Consider the following 14,679-nt stretch of genomic DNA (forward strand, 5'->3'; position numbering starts at 1 on the left):
ATCTATCTTCTTAATTAATATTTGACAATATACGCTCTGCACCTAATTTTAAAATTCTAATTAAAATTAAATTGGCAATGGTAAACAGTATAAATAAAATAATAAACATAACCCACAGTCCTACCTGAAGGACGAAGTATAATACACTTACTCCCGCTACAATAATTAAAGCTATTAAAATATTAGCTAAAAAATTCCACAAAGTTGTGTATCGACTTTTAAATAATTTTTGTTCTGTATCCCAATGTATATCTGCAGTTTGTGCATCCCAGCGCGTACCGATTAAATTAATTAACAATAACCCGTTCGCACTTAGCAAGAACCAAAGTATCATAAAGACTGGAGATACTTTTGCTACAACTGCCATTGTAATACCGAATACTGCTAAAATGATTATATTAATTAACCAAGCAGTTATTGCTTTCGCAAAAAAGATATCCGATGCCTTTACTGGTAAGTAACGATTCACAAACCATGAACTTCCATCTCGAGAAAATGACGTCGTTGCAATAACGTTACTCCCCATTAAAAATAAGGATGCACAAAGGCCAACACCAATTGCAAAACCTGCTGATTCTGGATTATCAATATACCCTGTAATCCATTTTAAATTTCCATCTTGTACAAACAAAACAAAGAACAACATAATCGGCATAACGAAAGTTTGTACAATACAATTTAAGAAAAATTGCGGTGTACGGAATAACGTTTTAAATTCTTTTTTCACATACGCTTTTAAATGTGAACTTTGTACCGTTGATTTCTGTAAGCCTTCTGCTGAAATTACCTCTTTCTTTGCTGTACTCGTTGAAAGTCCAATAACCCCTTTTAAATATGTACGCTCTGCAATGTAATAAAACAACACAAAGAAGACAAATGAAATAACTGCAAAGATTATTACATATAAAGGTCCCTTCCAATTTGCACTTTCTACTAATGCCACTGCTCCAAAATATGTAGTTGGAAAATAATTTGTCATTTGTACTATAAGAGAAGATTGATTATTTACAAGGTATTCCGCAGCCCCGTCTCCAGAAAACGCACTTTTATTTCTCCACTGCAAAAATACGTTAATTCCTACAATAAATAGTATACTTACGATTCCAATAAATATATTTCCTCGATCTTTATTTTTCGCTATATTTGTATACCTCATAATAATTGTCATCAGTAACGAAGCTAATACTAACGGCACGATTGGGAAGAGTAAGTAAATGAAAATCATATATATGTAATATGTAATAAACGCGCCACTTTTTAAACCGTACGTAATGAAGATTGGTAATAAGATGAATGAACTCATTACGTATTGTGTAATTAATACCGTTAAAAATTTTGCCGAAATAATTTGCGCTGGTTTTAATGGTAACGGCAGTAACATTTCAATATCATTGCTGTAGTAAAATACAGTTAAAATGTTCGTAATACTCATTAAAAATACCCATATACTCGCAATCGCCAGTCCCATTGCAATAATCATTCCCGGCTCTTGCCCTAATTGTTTCATACCTTCATACATTCCGTGCGTCATCGAACCAAATATTAAAAAGCCAACAAATAAAATCGCTGCAAAGGAAAATAAATATGCCCACCGTTTCTTTTTATCAGTTATAAAATCTGCATAATTTAATTTCAATAATACCTTCGTTAACATCCATATTTTACTCATTACCCGTCATCTCCAAGAACATTTTTTCAAGTGATTCATTGGATTTAAAATGATCTCTCATTTCATTTAAATTTCCTTTAAACTGCAAATTGCCCTTATTAATAATAGCGACGCGGTCACATATTTTTTCCGCCACTTCTAATACGTGTGTAGAGAAAAATACAATCTTCCCTTTATCTGCGTGTTCTCTCATCATTTCTTTTAAAATATATGCAGATTTCGGATCAAGCCCTGTTAACGGTTCATCTAAAATCCATACATCTGGCTCATGTATAAGCACACCAATAATAACGATCTTTTGTCTCATACCGTGTGAATAACTTTGAATTTGATCAGATAAAGCATTATAAAGGTCAAATTTCTTCGCTAAAGACTCTATTCGTTCTTGTCTTACTTCTTTCGGCACTTCATACATATCAGCCATAAAGTTTAAATATTCAATCCCTTTTAATCGTAAAAACATATCCGGACTATCTGGAACATAACCAAATGTTTTCTTCGCTTCCATCGGATTTTTCATAATATCTTTACCATTGATTGTAATGGTCCCTTTGTCCACCCCATGAATACCAGTAATCATCTTAATTGTCGTTGATTTACCTGCACCATTCGGTCCTAAAAACCCAAAGATTTCTCCGCTAGGTACAGATAAACTTAAATCTTTTACTGCGTAGTTAGATCCATTATAACTTTTTGACACATTCACAATTTCAATCATTACATCCAATCCTTTCCTTAATTACCAATTAACTATATTAATATTATAGCATACTTATATTTTCAGATTTTTATATTTTTCAGTTTTTTCAACCTTTAAAATAAATATAAACACCTAATCCAACGATTAAAACAATAGCTAGTATTATATAAATCATCGTAAGTCGTTTAATATTTCCTTTTGTCGCTTTACTATAATTCGCATCGCCATTTCGCCCAATTAACACCGTTCCAATTACAGTAATCACTACAAGTAATATAACGATCATTATCCACGTTAACATTTCTTCCTCCCCCTCCTTACAACCATTTTACAATATTATCCTCTTTATTTTGCAGCATATTTCCTCTTTTTACTATTATTATGAAGAGAACTGGAAAACTATTATTACCATGAATTTCTATATATGATATATTTATAACATAATGTGAATTATTTCTAACATTACAAGGAGGACCTATCATGAAAACAACTTGGATTAAATATTTAGGATTTCTCGGTTTCTTTGGGTTTCTCGGATTTTTTTACGAAAAAGGATTGTTTACTATGTTCTGTTTCTTCTCCTTTTTCACGACGTATAGAAAAGTTCATCACGATGAGCTTTTTGAACAAATTGTCAATAAATCATGCCGAAATGCCTTTATCCTTACATTACTAACAACAACTATCATTATCTTTATTGAAATGCTATTTCCTAATCCAGTTTTACAAGAACTTGATATTGCCATTATTTTCGGCACACTCATTCTTACATTCGGATTCTCAATCTTCTTTTACGATAAACCAGTTGATGAAATGGAAGATGCACCATGGCGTTCGTGACGAAAATAAAAGAATTCCGAGCCAAATTAAACATGACACAAGAAGATTTAGCAAAACAAGTTGGTGTACGTCGTGAAACAATTAGCCACCTTGAAAAAGGAAAATACAATCCTTCCTTACAACTCGCCCATGATATCGCGAAGGCGCTTCATAGTTCTATTGATGAGATTTTTATTTTTGAAGACTAATAAAGGGCACCAAGTCCTATTTCGACTTAGTGCCCTCTTATTTAGCAAATGAAATTATATCGGCGATTCGACAAATCTCAACGCTATTAAAATGAAGCTACCTTTTCTCCCGCCACTTCCACAATTTCTAAAATACGAAGCAAACTCTCCACTTCATAAGTCGGCTTAACACTTGTCGTGTTTTCTTTCAAACTCGGATTATACCAACACGTATCAATGCCGTAATCTTCTCCGCCTTTCATATCAGAAGTTAAGGAATCTCCCACCATTAGTACACTTGATTTATCAGTAATCCCAAGCTTTTCAAATGCATAATCGAAAATCTCACGCGCTGGTTTTTGATGGCCAACTTCTTCAGAAATAATAATATGATCAAAGAAATTACATAAAGGCGAATTTCCAATTCTTGATTGTTGTACTTTTGTATATCCATTCGTAATAATACCTAACTTGCAATCTTGAAGATTCTCACATAATTGCACTGCACCTTCTATAAGATGTACTTCTTTCCCTAAGTTTTCAAGGTATACGTTACTAAATTGCTGTGCATCTACTTCTAAATTATGAATGGCAAATAATTGTTTAAATCGATCTACCGCTAATTCACCTAGCGTAATCATTTTATTTTCTAAATCTCTCCATAATCCATTACTAATCTCTTTATAACTTGCAAGATAATCATTATACCCTGTAGGCATGCCGAACTGTACAAACGCGTTATGTAATGCGTTTCTTTCCGTTTCAGGGAAATCTAATAATGTATCGTCTACGTCGAATAATATAACTTTATATTTCATTATGCTCTCCTCAATTAGTACGTTATTTACAACTTGTAGTTTCTCATTAATTGTCTCTTAAGTCGAACTTTTTGTTTTTTACGAACAGCATAGCAACAATAAGAAAAGGAGGCTAATCCAAATCAGCCTCCCTTCTTCTTATTTATCCCGCTATTTGCGAGCAGTGGGGATGAACAAAACCTCCACTAATCAAAGTTTCACTTTATCTTCTAGCAATAATTCTTTCATTTCCTCTAACGATTCTTTCGTAAAGCCAAGAGCTTTTTCAGCGTATGCTTCAACTGATCCATACTGCTTTTTAATTTCATCAATCGCAGCTTGTAAATACTCAGCACGAGCTTCAAACATCGCCCCTAATATTGCTCTACTTTCATCATTTTGTAATTTTGCACCTAAAAATGCCATCATTTTTTCATTTAATTTCTCACGGAAGCCGTTACTTAATAAATAATCTTGCATTACCGTTTCTTCTGATACACCTAATAGAAGTAATAATAATGCGGAACCAAATCCAGTACGGTCTTTTCCAGCTGTACAGTGGTTTACTAATGGTAAGTTTTCTGGATTTTGAGCTAACTGTAAGAAGCTCACGAATGCCTCATTACCACTTACGAAATCTTGATTCATTTTCACAAGATATTCACCAGGTTTTCCTAATATTGATAGGTCACCAACTTGGAAAAACTCATTTATATTTAAATCTTTCGCTAAGTCTTGCATAACTGGTAAGCATACTTGGCGAGCACCTGTAATGCCTGGGTTCGGCTTATGCTTTACTTCAAAATCTGTACGGTAATCACAAATTAATTTTAAGCCCGACTTCTGTAAATACTCGATATCCCATTCTGTTAATCCTGCTAACTCTTCAGAACGATACAATTTGCCCCACTTTACTTTACGGCCTTCAGTCGTTTCATATCCTCCCATATCACGGAAGTTAAACGCACCTTGTAATGGTAATCTGCGCTCAGCTACTGTCACTGCTTGTCCATTACTTCCTACTAACCTAAAATAGGGACGCTCATTCTCACTCGGATTTGTAATTGTAGTAAATGACTCTCCATTTACCGTTACAAGTAATTCGCCATTTCCTTCAATATAATCTGGTGAAGTACTCCAATAAATTTTAACTTCTTCTATGTTATTTTCCCACTCTATATGTAACGTGTTATCTTCATTTCGTTCTACAGTTGCTTGTAACCAATTTATTTGTTGCTTCATACTTTCACCAACGCTTTCTTCGTATAGTCTAATCCTTCTCTATTGTATTATAGGAAAGCTTACTTTGTCGTTTCGATTTTTCTTTTTATCTTACAAACATGCAAAAAGTTCTTTTACTTGTTCAAAATTTGTACACGGATTCCCGCTAAATGCGTTCCAAAGTATACACCGTTCATCCTTCTAAAACTTTCTCACATATCGCTCAGTAGAACTTAATAGCTGACATCCGTTCTTCCCAAAAACATCCTTCATCCACTCATTTTGTACATTTGTCTCGCCAATATAATACGATGCGCCTATTTCTTTTAAGACAAACATCGCCCCTGTAAAGAATGCTGCTTCATACCCTTTATTTCGCATATTTGGAGCGACTGCGAAATACATCAGTTTCCCTTCTTCTAACGTACCTCTTTCAATATGCGGGATTACAATTCCTATTGGCTCTTCACCTACACTCGCTGTTAAACAATGCTCTTTCCATTGCTCACCAATTTCTTGTTCCATCATATGTACAAATTGATTATAGTCGACTTGTTCTCCCGTCACTTCATTCCACAGTGAATAAAAAACGTCTTCTCCTACTTCTTCAATTAATTTAAAATCAATATCACTTTCTATATCTTCTACTTCGTATATATCTTTAAATACAATCATGTTTTCAGTAACATATTCAAATGAATACGTTTCGAAACATTTCTTATACATATCATAATTTGGACTTTTTGAAGAGATCTCAAATTGTAATTTTTCAACCTCTTCTTTTTCAGCCTCAGCAACACAATATTGCATTATCTTTTCTAATTTCTCTTCTGTAAAAACCTCTGCATTATTTTCTTTTATCATGATAGAAGAAGCACTTCTTCTTATTTTAAAATGTTTTTCTAACTGTTCTATTGTCGTCATATTCTTCCCTCATCTATGTCATATTCGAATTTCTATTGGTTCTCCTTGCATGAGCAGGATTGTCCTTGAATATATAGAATACTAGAAAAGATCGCACCTTTAAAGTGCGGAGGAGGTCCTCCATTGGATATTACGGCGCTGCAACAACAGTTAGAGCTTATACAACAAAATGACTATACGCAACTGCAACATATAGATATAAATGAGTTAACTTTGAATATGCTACAGTTTATCGGAACGACTGATAGTTACGTTCGTTACCAACTTGTATATAAATGTTTTGCGCATTTCATTCATCATGAATTTCTTATGGACGATCAACTGAAATTACTTCTACAAACTTGTTTAAGTGATGAATATTTATATTGTGACATTTACTCCCCACATACAGATGGGGTTTTCACACGTTCTTACACTGTTTCTTTAATTGCGTTAATACTCCAATTCGCAAACTCTCACTATTTTTTTACAGAAGAGGATATCGAGGAGATAAAAAATAAACTCATTACATATACAAACTTAGAAATGGACTTTCGAGGATATATCGAAAATAAAGGATGGGCTCATTCTATCGCCCACGTATCTGATGCTTTTACTGAAATTGTTCATAATTCACATACGACTTTTGAATGGTATGAAGAGCTCATTCATTGTTTATTAAATAAAATCTTCATTCCATCTGATATTTTTCATAATAACGAAGATGAGCGTATTGTTACGCCATTAATATCCATGCTGTATCATGACTTCCCGCAAGATGAGTTAATTTCAATTATTTTTAAAAAAATAAAAAGGCTTCCTCAAATTAGAAAACGCCTTTCGCTTAATGAGTATTGTATTTTATGTGCCAACATTAAAACCTTTTTACGTACATTATTTTTTAGAACAAAAGATGATCATAACTTAGCCTATACAGCACGTAAAACAGAACAAATGTTAAAAGAACTTCCAAACTATTATTAAATACAAGGAGAAAAATTATGGGTTATATTGAAGACGTAAGAAATCTAGTAGGAAATCATCCACTTATATTAATAGGCTCACACGCCATTATATTAAATGAGAAAAATGAAGTATTACTGCAGCTCCGGACAGACTTTAACCGCTGGGGTATTATTGGTGGCGCCTTAGAATATAACGAGACGTTAGAAGATGCTTTAAAACGAGAAGTATTTGAAGAAACTGGGCTTATCATTAAAAATCCAGAACTGTTCCGTACATACTCAGGACCAGATTTTTTTCAAATCTATCCAAACGGCGATCAAGTACACGGTGTACTCGTTGTTTATATTTGCCGAGAATTCCACGGTGAACTTATATGTGATCAAGCTGAGTCAAAAGAATTACGCTTCTTTCCGCTTAATAGGTTGCCTATTACTCTTCATCCAGTCATTGAGCGGATTATTAGAGAGTTTCAGCACTCCAATTAAAAAACATTACATAATAGGTTCCTTATATTTTATATAGAAATACAACAACCTCATTTCTCGTCATTACAACGTGAAATGAGGTTGTTATCGTTCACCGTAAATCCCTATTTCCCCCAAAAATAATTAGATGATTTAACGGTCTCTTTCTACAGCTTTATATCCCTTTACAAATAAGATAGTTATATAAGAAACAAGAAATGAAAAAATAGTATACATGCCAACCCAAAAGAAAAATGATGGGTTATACAATGTAACATTTAACATAAGAAAAATAATAAATGTTACAATTGGCATCACGTAAAATGTACCCACTTTATATGTACCAGCTATTGAAAAAATACAAATAAACAATGGATATATACAGAAAACAAAAATGATTTCACTCACTGTTATGTCCCCCTTTCTGAAGAAATAATAGATTTCTCGTAAACATTTGGGGGAACAACAAAGTTTTATATTTTTATCAATTATTAGTAAATATAATGTTAGATTGTTATCTCAATTTGATTTCCTTCAGGATCACTTACTACACTTTCATAGTAACCATCCCCTGTAGTGCGCGGGCCGTTTAACACAGAGTATCCTGCTTCTCTTAACATATCAGTTAATTGGTTAACTTTTTCTTTACTACCTACAGAAAAAGCAATATGCGCATATCCTATTGTTTGTGTTTTTATTTTATCGTCTATCCCTACCTGTCTCATAAGTTCTAGACGCGCACCACCTTCAAAAGTTATAAAATAAGATTCAAACTGCTTTTTCGGATTGTGATATAAGTTATTTTCTTCACCACCAAAGTACTGTTTATAGAAATCACGCATTACTTCTAAATCATTAACCCACATCGCAACATGTTCAATTTTCATAATCGACACCTTTTCTTTTATGTTATTCAACCGACAATTTGTTGTTAAATTGCCAGTACATTTAATTTTCTTTGTTTGTTCTAGTAATCATGAGATCGAGTCCAAGACTTTTTAATCCATATAAATAATCTTCTTTCCAATCGCTCACTGTTATTTGAGGAATATGTTCCGCTGGAATGTACTGCGGACAAGCTTTTACAATTTGATCTATTACAAATTGGCTCACTTCATCATCACAGAAAATAAAGGCATGAGGGTTAATAATAGCTATAAATGTAGATATTAAACGGGTAATAGCGTCTATATTATATTCCTCTGGATTATTTGAATCTCTCACTTCATCTCCACTTCTCAAAGCTTGCAAGAAATTTTTATTATCGTACTGCGGAACAAAAGATATCTCCCCTGAGAAAAAGGTACTTCCTCGTACTACATCTCCATTTATCATAATCCCTGCACCTGGGCCATTTTGACCTGAATACAAATATACAAGAGATGAATTGTCATTATTTCCAGTATTTTTATAATAACCAAGCACTGCGGCATTCATATCGTTTTCTATTACTACAGGTATAGAAAACAGGTCCTCCAAATGACTTTTCAAATTAAAATTCTGGAACTTTTCATATCCAGGAATGTAGAAAATACGACCATTATCAACCGCACCAGGCACTCCAATTGATATAGCGCTTATTTTCGGAAACGTAGCTACAAGACTTTTTATATGTTCTGTTAATAAGTTTAGGCCAGTATCAATTAACACACTTGAAGTACTTCCTTGTTCTTTTACTTCCCCTAAACAGTTAAAAATTGTATAGTTCGTCTCATTTCTCTCTAAAAATATCGCTAAACCTAACATATATTCCGGATTATATGCATATCGTTTTGCTCTTCTTCCACCACTTGAATCATCTAGACCGACTAAAACGACTTCACCGTCTTTTTTCATATTTTCTATAAATTTACTTATCGTTGGAAAACTGATTTCTAATGTATTACTAAGCTCAACTTTCGTTGCACTACCTTGCTCTAGAAGAGCGGTACGAATGCCGCGAAGGATTGTCTCTTTAATCGATTTTTGAGTAACAAATTGTTCACTCAAATCGCTCACCACCTTAATCAACATACTTATTAAACACTTTTAATAAGTTGCGTTGACAATATATCATACATCATTTTCTAAAGCAATAGAGATGATATATTTCAGCTAGCATGCACTCCTTATTTAGCTCGATTTATTCTCTCTCGTAACAGACGATACAATTCCAGACAAGAGAACAAATAATAAAACAGCTAGCAAGGCATTGCGTATTCCGAGCGCTTCCCCCAGTATACCTAAAAATGGTGGTCCGACTAAAAACGCTGTATAACCGATTATAGAAACTGCAGCAACATTAGAAGTCGCATTTTCACGGTCATCTCCAGCGGCAGAAAGACCAATTGGGAAACCTAGCGCTGCACCAATCCCCCACAGTACTACACCGCATGCTAGAAAATACGAATTACGCCCGAATCGATCAAGGAAATAACTACTACACATACGAGCTAATGTCATTGCCAATACAAAAATTGTGTACATAATAGAACCTGTCACTACACTCTGTTGATGTCCGTCTACCATTACGATCGGTAGCCAATCATTTGCACTTCCTTCTGCAAATGCCATCCCAAGTACAAAAACACCAATTAAAAGCACCTTTTTTTCCATACGTAAGGAAGTACGCTTCGCTCGCTTTTTGTTCCGCCTTCTCTCCTTCTTTCCTGTTCCATACGGAAGAAAACGATACAACATACATACAAGTAATAAAAACACAACCGAAATCGCAAGAAACTGGTACAAAATTGGGATATGCAGCGAGGCCGCGACAGAACCACTGAGCGCACCTACTAAAGTTCCTACACTAAAAAAACCGTGGAATTTCGGAAGAAGTGTCGTTCCTAATTTCTGCTCAATTGAAGAACCTTCTACATTCAATGAAACCTCCGCCAATCCATATCCTATTCCAAATACTATCAAACTACCAAACGCCCCAATGCTAGAAACAAAATAAATATTAATACCTAAACAAAGCAATCCTACAATCATAAAAAACATACTGCCTATAATAACGTCTCTAGCTCCCTTACAGTCAATGAAATGACTTGCACTTAGTAGACCAATTATTGAACCGACAGATAAACCGAACAAAATCCATCCCATTTCTGCATTTGACACTGCTAAAATATCTCGCACTGCTGCTGTTCTTGAAATCCATGTAGCAAAAGCGACACCTGGCAAAGCAAATAAGAGGAAAAGAGCGTTTCGAGAGGCAAGTAATGTCTTTGTATGATTCTCCGCACAATATTTCTCCATATGAAACACCTTTCACATTGTCTATACGATATGACACCAGTTTATTTATGCACTGGTGCAAAAGAACTCTATTCATCTATTTTTTTAATAAATTTGGCTGGGTTTCCGCCAATAACTACATTGTCAGGCACATCCTTTGTCACAACTGCTCCTGAAGCAATTACAACATTATCTCCAATTGAAATACCAGGGTTAATAATGGCTCCCCCGCCAACCCAAACATTGTCACCTATCTTTACAGGCTTTCCATATTCTTTGCCAGAGTTCCGTTCCGCCGCGTATAACGGATGAGTAGCAGTATAAATGTGGACACCAGGTGCAAACATACAATTATCACCGATTCGAACTTCACAAACGTCCAAAATAACACAATTAAAATTTGCGAAAAAATTCTTTCCAATGTGGATATTGTAGCCGTAATCACAACGAAAATCAGGGTTAATGTGTGTTTTCCCGTCAGCTGAAGAGCCTAAAAGCTGCTCTAACAAGGTAAAGCGGCGTTCATCATCAGTCTCCATAGCCTCGTTATAAAGACGTGTTAACCGCTTTGCTTCTATCCTATCAGCTACTAATTCTTCATCATCTGGCATATACATTTCTCCTGCCAACATCTTTTCTTTCTCAGTTTTCATACAATCATCTCCTTTGTTATAGAATGAATCACACTTATTAAACCACTTTAATAAGTAGCTTTAACTACACTTATTAAACATGTTTAATAAGTATCCCTATATTAGCATACTTTTTAATATATGCAACTAATAAGTTTCGAAAAAAAATGTAAATCCCTTACTTTACGTAACGATATTACGAATAAATTATTAAAATTCATATAGAAAAAAGCAAGGGAACGCTTAACGTTCCCTCTCAAATCCAATCCGTTTTTTAATTTCCGCTAAATTTGCCTTCGCAATAGCACGTGCCCTCTCAGCACCTTTTTCTAACGCTTCATATAATAAATGCGGCTCATTCATATACATTGCATATTTCTCCCGAGGTCCAGCTAACTCACGATCTACAACACGGAATAACTCTTTTTTCACATCTCCCCATCCGATTCCAGTCTCATATTTTTCACGTAACGACTGCATTTCCTCCTCTGTCGCAAATTCTTTATATATTGTAAATAACGTTTCTAGTTCTTTCGGTTCATTTGGAAGTGAAGAATCTGTTTTTATTTTAAATATCAATTTTCGTAGTTTTTCTTGCTCTGCAAATAACGGGATAACATTCCCGTAACTTTTACTCATCTTTCTTCCGTCAAGTCCTGGTAATATTGCCCCATCTTCTTGTATCACATACTCCGGAAGTGTAAATGTCATGCCGAATGTATGATTAAAGTACGTCGCAATATCACGCGCAATTTCAATATGCTGAATTTGGTCTTTTCCAACTGGTACATGAGTAGCTTGGAATAGTAATATATCAGCCGCCATTAAAATCGGATACGTATATAATCCCATATTCACTCCAGCATCGACCTCTAATCCTGCTTCTTTATTTTGCTCTACTTTCGCTTTATACGCATGAGCACGGTTCATAAGACCTTTCGGAGTTAGACAAGCTAATATCCAAGCTAGCTCTAAAATCTCCGACACTTCTGTTTGTCGGTAAAAAATAACATCTTCTCCAAGTCCGAGTGATAACCAAGTAGCTGCTACCTCTTTCGTATAACTACTGAACTTTTCTGGATCATGCACAGCATTTAATGCATGATAATCCGCTATAAAATACAATGCTTTTCCTTCATTCTTCTTTGACATGTGTAATGCAGGTTTAATCGCACCGATATAATTTCCTAAATGCGGATAACCAGTTGGCTTAATTCCTGTTAACATTATTTTTTCACTCACACTAACTCCTCCTTTCTCAAAATAAAAAAGCCCCTCATCCTAAAAAGGACGAGAGACTCCCGCGGTACCACCTAAATTAGCTATCATTATAGCTCACTTCAACTTCTTAACGTGAAGTAACCGTCTTCGCCTACTCATTTCAGCGAGAAGCTCCAGAGCCCATTCCATATTCATCCCTTACTGATTTCCACCACACATCAGCTCTCTGAAAAGTTTCGAATATGTACTCTTCTCTTTCATTGCTTTTTAGTTATTTTTTACAGTTTATCACATTTCGCCTCCTTATAAAACTGAATTTTCTGTTTTATAAACACAAAAACAACGTGATTGCAAACCTATTGTTTATGAAAAAGAGCTAAAACAGTATAATCTGTTTTAGCTCTTTTTTACGTATTCAACTTAACAAATCTATAACTATGCGTAACTAACACTTTTAATATCGCATATCCTGGAATTGCTAAAATAATCCCCATAATTCCAAATAAATTTCCGGCAGTTAAAATAATAAAAATGATAGTAATTGGATGAATATCTAACTTTTTTCCCATTACTTGTGGTGAAATAAATTTCCCCTCTGCTAATTGTACAACCATCATGACAATAATTACTTTTAAAATCATTGCTGGTGAGTCAATAAATGCAATAATTAACGCTGGTGTTATCGCAATAATAGGCCCTACATATGGAACAATGTTTACAATCATCGCCAAAATAGCAAGTAATACAGCGTATTTAATGCCGATTATTAGATAACCAATGAATAGCATAATCCCGATAAATAAACTAACGATAATTTGCCCTCTAATATACGAACTAATCGCATAATGCATATCATCTAGTATTCTCTTCGCAGCTGGTTGTCTTTGCTCAGATATAAACTTTAAAAAATGATTCGGTAATTGCTCACCATCTTTTAAAAGATAGAACAATATAAATGGAACCATTACAAATGTTAAAACAACTTCAGTAAGTGTACTTAAAAATCCAGTTACATTTCCTGTTACTGATGATAATGATTTTGTAAAGTTCATTGTAGAATCTTTTACGATATTAGCAACATCAATATTTAAACTTTCCTGCATTCTACCAATTACATTACTTTCTCCAAATTTACGTGCTGCCCTTTCGATTTCATGCCCGAAGTATGGCAAGTTATCTATTAAAGCATTTACTTGATCTTTAATAATCGGAATAACCGTCACCGCAAGAAAAACAAATAATCCAAGAACAAGTATATATATCGAGGCAATTGACACAATTCTCGACACACCTTTTCTCTCTAAAAGAGAAACGAATGGATGCAATATATAAAATAGTACCCCCGCTAATAAAACTGGGAAAAAGATTGTTTTTAAAAATACGACGAACGGTGTAAAGACGAATGATATTTTTGTAAGTAATAATATATTTACAAATAGCAACGCGAATCCAAGTAGTACAGCTAAATAATTTTGTTCTTTAAAAAACTTTTTTAACTTATCTCTTTTTCTTATATTTACTTTCTCCAAGTGTACCACCTCTCTAATTAGGAAAAGCCCTAAAAAGGGCTTTATGAAATAATTAGTAATAGCCTTTATTTTCTTGCAGCTTTTACTACAAATGATACAATAAGAATTAACACAATTGCCCCTAATAATGCTGGTACGACATGAATCCCGCCAAATGATGGCCCGAAAGATCCAAATAATCTACTACCTAACGAAGCACCTAATAAACCCGCGATAATATTTCCGAACATGCCACCTGGAAAGTTTTTACCCGTTATAGAACTAGCAATTGCACCTATAATAGCACCCACTATTAATGTGATAATCCATCCCATTTTTAGTCCTCCATTTCTATTATGGTTTGTATGATTC

The 14,679-nt window shown here is 34.3% G+C and carries 18 protein-coding genes and 1 other annotated feature; of the genes, 4 read left to right on the top strand and 14 right to left on the bottom strand.

The features are described 5' to 3' along the window. Positions 1–10: 10 nt before the first annotated feature. The 3 genes from QUF93_RS17960 to QUF93_RS17970 all read right to left on the bottom strand — a co-directional run bounded on the left by QUF93_RS17960 (position 11) and on the right by QUF93_RS17970 (position 2,670). Positions 11–1,669, bottom strand: coding sequence for a putative ABC transporter permease subunit (locus QUF93_RS17960; protein WP_289359695.1), 1,659 nt, complete (start codon positions 1,667–1,669; stop codon positions 11–13). Continuing rightward, positions 1,662–2,387: an ABC transporter ATP-binding protein gene (locus QUF93_RS17965; protein ID WP_002146599.1), complete on the bottom strand. Its 726-nt coding sequence runs from the start codon at positions 2,385–2,387 to the stop codon at positions 1,662–1,664. The genes QUF93_RS17960 and QUF93_RS17965 overlap by 8 nt, the downstream gene beginning before the upstream one ends. An 88-nt stretch (positions 2,388–2,475) precedes the next feature. Further along, positions 2,476–2,670, bottom strand: a complete 195-nt coding sequence (locus tag QUF93_RS17970) for a hypothetical protein (protein WP_289359697.1) — start codon at positions 2,668–2,670, stop codon at positions 2,476–2,478. Between the two features lie 179 nt (positions 2,671–2,849). Between QUF93_RS17970 and QUF93_RS17975 the strand changes: the two genes are divergently transcribed. Beyond that, positions 2,850–3,209 (top strand): DUF2178 domain-containing protein, encoded by a 360-nt coding sequence (locus QUF93_RS17975; protein ID WP_289359699.1) that lies wholly within the window; start codon positions 2,850–2,852, stop codon positions 3,207–3,209. Next, positions 3,197–3,397, top strand: a complete 201-nt coding sequence (locus tag QUF93_RS17980; protein WP_002120918.1) for a type II toxin-antitoxin system RelB family anti-toxin — start codon at positions 3,197–3,199, stop codon at positions 3,395–3,397. Before QUF93_RS17975 ends, QUF93_RS17980 begins: the two co-directional genes overlap by 13 nt. Before the next feature lie 86 nt (positions 3,398–3,483). Here the strand turns inward: QUF93_RS17980 and QUF93_RS17985 are convergent, their stop codons facing one another. From QUF93_RS17985 to QUF93_RS17995, 3 genes are all read right to left on the bottom strand, one after another. After that, a complete protein-coding gene (locus tag QUF93_RS17985; protein WP_289359700.1) occupies positions 3,484–4,194 on the bottom strand; it encodes a YjjG family noncanonical pyrimidine nucleotidase in 711 nt (236 codons plus the stop codon). Positions 4,195–4,383: 189 nt separating this feature from the next. After that, positions 4,384–5,415 (bottom strand): tyrosine-protein phosphatase, encoded by a 1,032-nt coding sequence (locus QUF93_RS17990; protein WP_002120923.1) that lies wholly within the window; start codon positions 5,413–5,415, stop codon positions 4,384–4,386. A 180-nt stretch (positions 5,416–5,595) separates the two neighbouring features. Beyond that, entirely contained in the window at positions 5,596–6,318 is a 723-nt protein-coding gene (locus QUF93_RS17995; RefSeq protein ID WP_289359702.1) for a GNAT family protein, read from the bottom strand. 123 nt (positions 6,319–6,441) lie between these two features. Between QUF93_RS17995 and QUF93_RS18000 the strand changes: the two genes are divergently transcribed. Both QUF93_RS18000 and QUF93_RS18005 read left to right on the top strand, forming a co-directional pair. After that, entirely contained in the window at positions 6,442–7,281 is an 840-nt protein-coding gene (locus tag QUF93_RS18000; protein ID WP_289359703.1) for a DUF2785 domain-containing protein, read from the top strand. Between the two features lie 17 nt (positions 7,282–7,298). Beyond that, on the top strand, positions 7,299–7,748 hold the full coding sequence (locus QUF93_RS18005; protein ID WP_128280616.1) for an NUDIX hydrolase: 450 nt from the start codon (positions 7,299–7,301) through the stop codon (positions 7,746–7,748). 132 nt (positions 7,749–7,880) lie between these two features. On the opposite strand, the gene QUF93_RS18010 is transcribed toward QUF93_RS18005, so the two are convergent. The 8 genes from QUF93_RS18010 to QUF93_RS18045 all read right to left on the bottom strand — a co-directional run bounded on the left by QUF93_RS18010 (position 7,881) and on the right by QUF93_RS18045 (position 14,642). Next, positions 7,881–8,135, bottom strand: coding sequence for a YbeF family protein (locus QUF93_RS18010; RefSeq protein ID WP_289359704.1), 255 nt, complete (start codon positions 8,133–8,135; stop codon positions 7,881–7,883). Between the two features lie 98 nt (positions 8,136–8,233). Next, positions 8,234–8,614: a VOC family protein gene (locus QUF93_RS18015; protein ID WP_289359705.1), complete on the bottom strand. Its 381-nt coding sequence runs from the start codon at positions 8,612–8,614 to the stop codon at positions 8,234–8,236. Positions 8,615–8,675: 61 nt separating this feature from the next. After that, positions 8,676–9,716 (bottom strand): ROK family transcriptional regulator, encoded by a 1,041-nt coding sequence (locus tag QUF93_RS18020; RefSeq protein WP_289359706.1) that lies wholly within the window; start codon positions 9,714–9,716, stop codon positions 8,676–8,678. A 123-nt stretch (positions 9,717–9,839) separates the two neighbouring features. Next, positions 9,840–10,967, bottom strand: coding sequence for an MFS transporter (locus QUF93_RS18025; RefSeq protein WP_289359707.1), 1,128 nt, complete (start codon positions 10,965–10,967; stop codon positions 9,840–9,842). A gap of 68 nt (positions 10,968–11,035) precedes the next feature. Continuing rightward, entirely contained in the window at positions 11,036–11,599 is a 564-nt protein-coding gene (locus QUF93_RS18030; RefSeq protein WP_289359708.1) for a maltose acetyltransferase domain-containing protein, read from the bottom strand. Between the two features lie 222 nt (positions 11,600–11,821). Then, positions 11,822–12,820 (bottom strand): tryptophan--tRNA ligase, encoded by a 999-nt coding sequence (locus QUF93_RS18035; RefSeq protein WP_289359709.1) that lies wholly within the window; start codon positions 12,818–12,820, stop codon positions 11,822–11,824. A gap of 41 nt (positions 12,821–12,861) precedes the next feature. Then, positions 12,862–13,069, bottom strand: a binding site (T-box leader). A 137-nt stretch (positions 13,070–13,206) separates the two neighbouring features. Beyond that, positions 13,207–14,328, bottom strand: a complete 1,122-nt coding sequence (locus QUF93_RS18040; protein WP_002120956.1) for an AI-2E family transporter — start codon at positions 14,326–14,328, stop codon at positions 13,207–13,209. Between the two features lie 65 nt (positions 14,329–14,393). Beyond that, a complete protein-coding gene (locus QUF93_RS18045) occupies positions 14,394–14,642 on the bottom strand; it encodes a GlsB/YeaQ/YmgE family stress response membrane protein (protein ID WP_000539737.1) in 249 nt (82 codons plus the stop codon). Between the last annotated feature and the right edge of the window lie 37 nt (positions 14,643–14,679).

The sequence above is a fragment of the Bacillus hominis genome (assembly GCF_030348325.1).
Classification (GTDB): domain Bacteria; phylum Bacillota; class Bacilli; order Bacillales; family Bacillaceae_G; genus Bacillus_A; species Bacillus_A hominis.

Bases quoted from the DNA above. Each gene is read 5' to 3' on its own strand.
- QUF93_RS18030 (WP_289359708.1), bottom strand. From the start codon at position 11,599: ATGAAAACTGAGAAAGAAAAGATGTTGGCAGGAGAAATGTATATGCCA.
- QUF93_RS17960 (WP_289359695.1), bottom strand. From the start codon at position 1,669: ATGAGTAAAATATGGATGTTAACGAAGGTATTATTGAAATTAAATTAT.
- QUF93_RS17980 (WP_002120918.1), top strand. From the start codon at position 3,197: ATGGCGTTCGTGACGAAAATAAAAGAATTCCGAGCCAAATTAAACATG.
- QUF93_RS18005 (WP_128280616.1), top strand. From the start codon at position 7,299: ATGGGTTATATTGAAGACGTAAGAAATCTAGTAGGAAATCATCCACTT.
- QUF93_RS17990 (WP_002120923.1), bottom strand. From the start codon at position 5,415: ATGAAGCAACAAATAAATTGGTTACAAGCAACTGTAGAACGAAATGAA.
- QUF93_RS17965 (WP_002146599.1), bottom strand. From the start codon at position 2,387: ATGATTGAAATTGTGAATGTGTCAAAAAGTTATAATGGATCTAACTAC.
- QUF93_RS18025 (WP_289359707.1), bottom strand. From the start codon at position 10,967: ATGGAGAAATATTGTGCGGAGAATCATACAAAGACATTACTTGCCTCT.
- QUF93_RS17975 (WP_289359699.1), top strand. From the start codon at position 2,850: ATGAAAACAACTTGGATTAAATATTTAGGATTTCTCGGTTTCTTTGGG.
- QUF93_RS17995 (WP_289359702.1), bottom strand. From the start codon at position 6,318: ATGACGACAATAGAACAGTTAGAAAAACATTTTAAAATAAGAAGAAGT.
- QUF93_RS17970 (WP_289359697.1), bottom strand. From the start codon at position 2,670: ATGTTAACGTGGATAATGATCGTTATATTACTTGTAGTGATTACTGTA.
- QUF93_RS18045 (WP_000539737.1), bottom strand. From the start codon at position 14,642: ATGGGATGGATTATCACATTAATAGTGGGTGCTATTATAGGTGCAATT.
- QUF93_RS18015 (WP_289359705.1), bottom strand. From the start codon at position 8,614: ATGAAAATTGAACATGTTGCGATGTGGGTTAATGATTTAGAAGTAATG.
- QUF93_RS17985 (WP_289359700.1), bottom strand. From the start codon at position 4,194: ATGAAATATAAAGTTATATTATTCGACGTAGACGATACATTATTAGAT.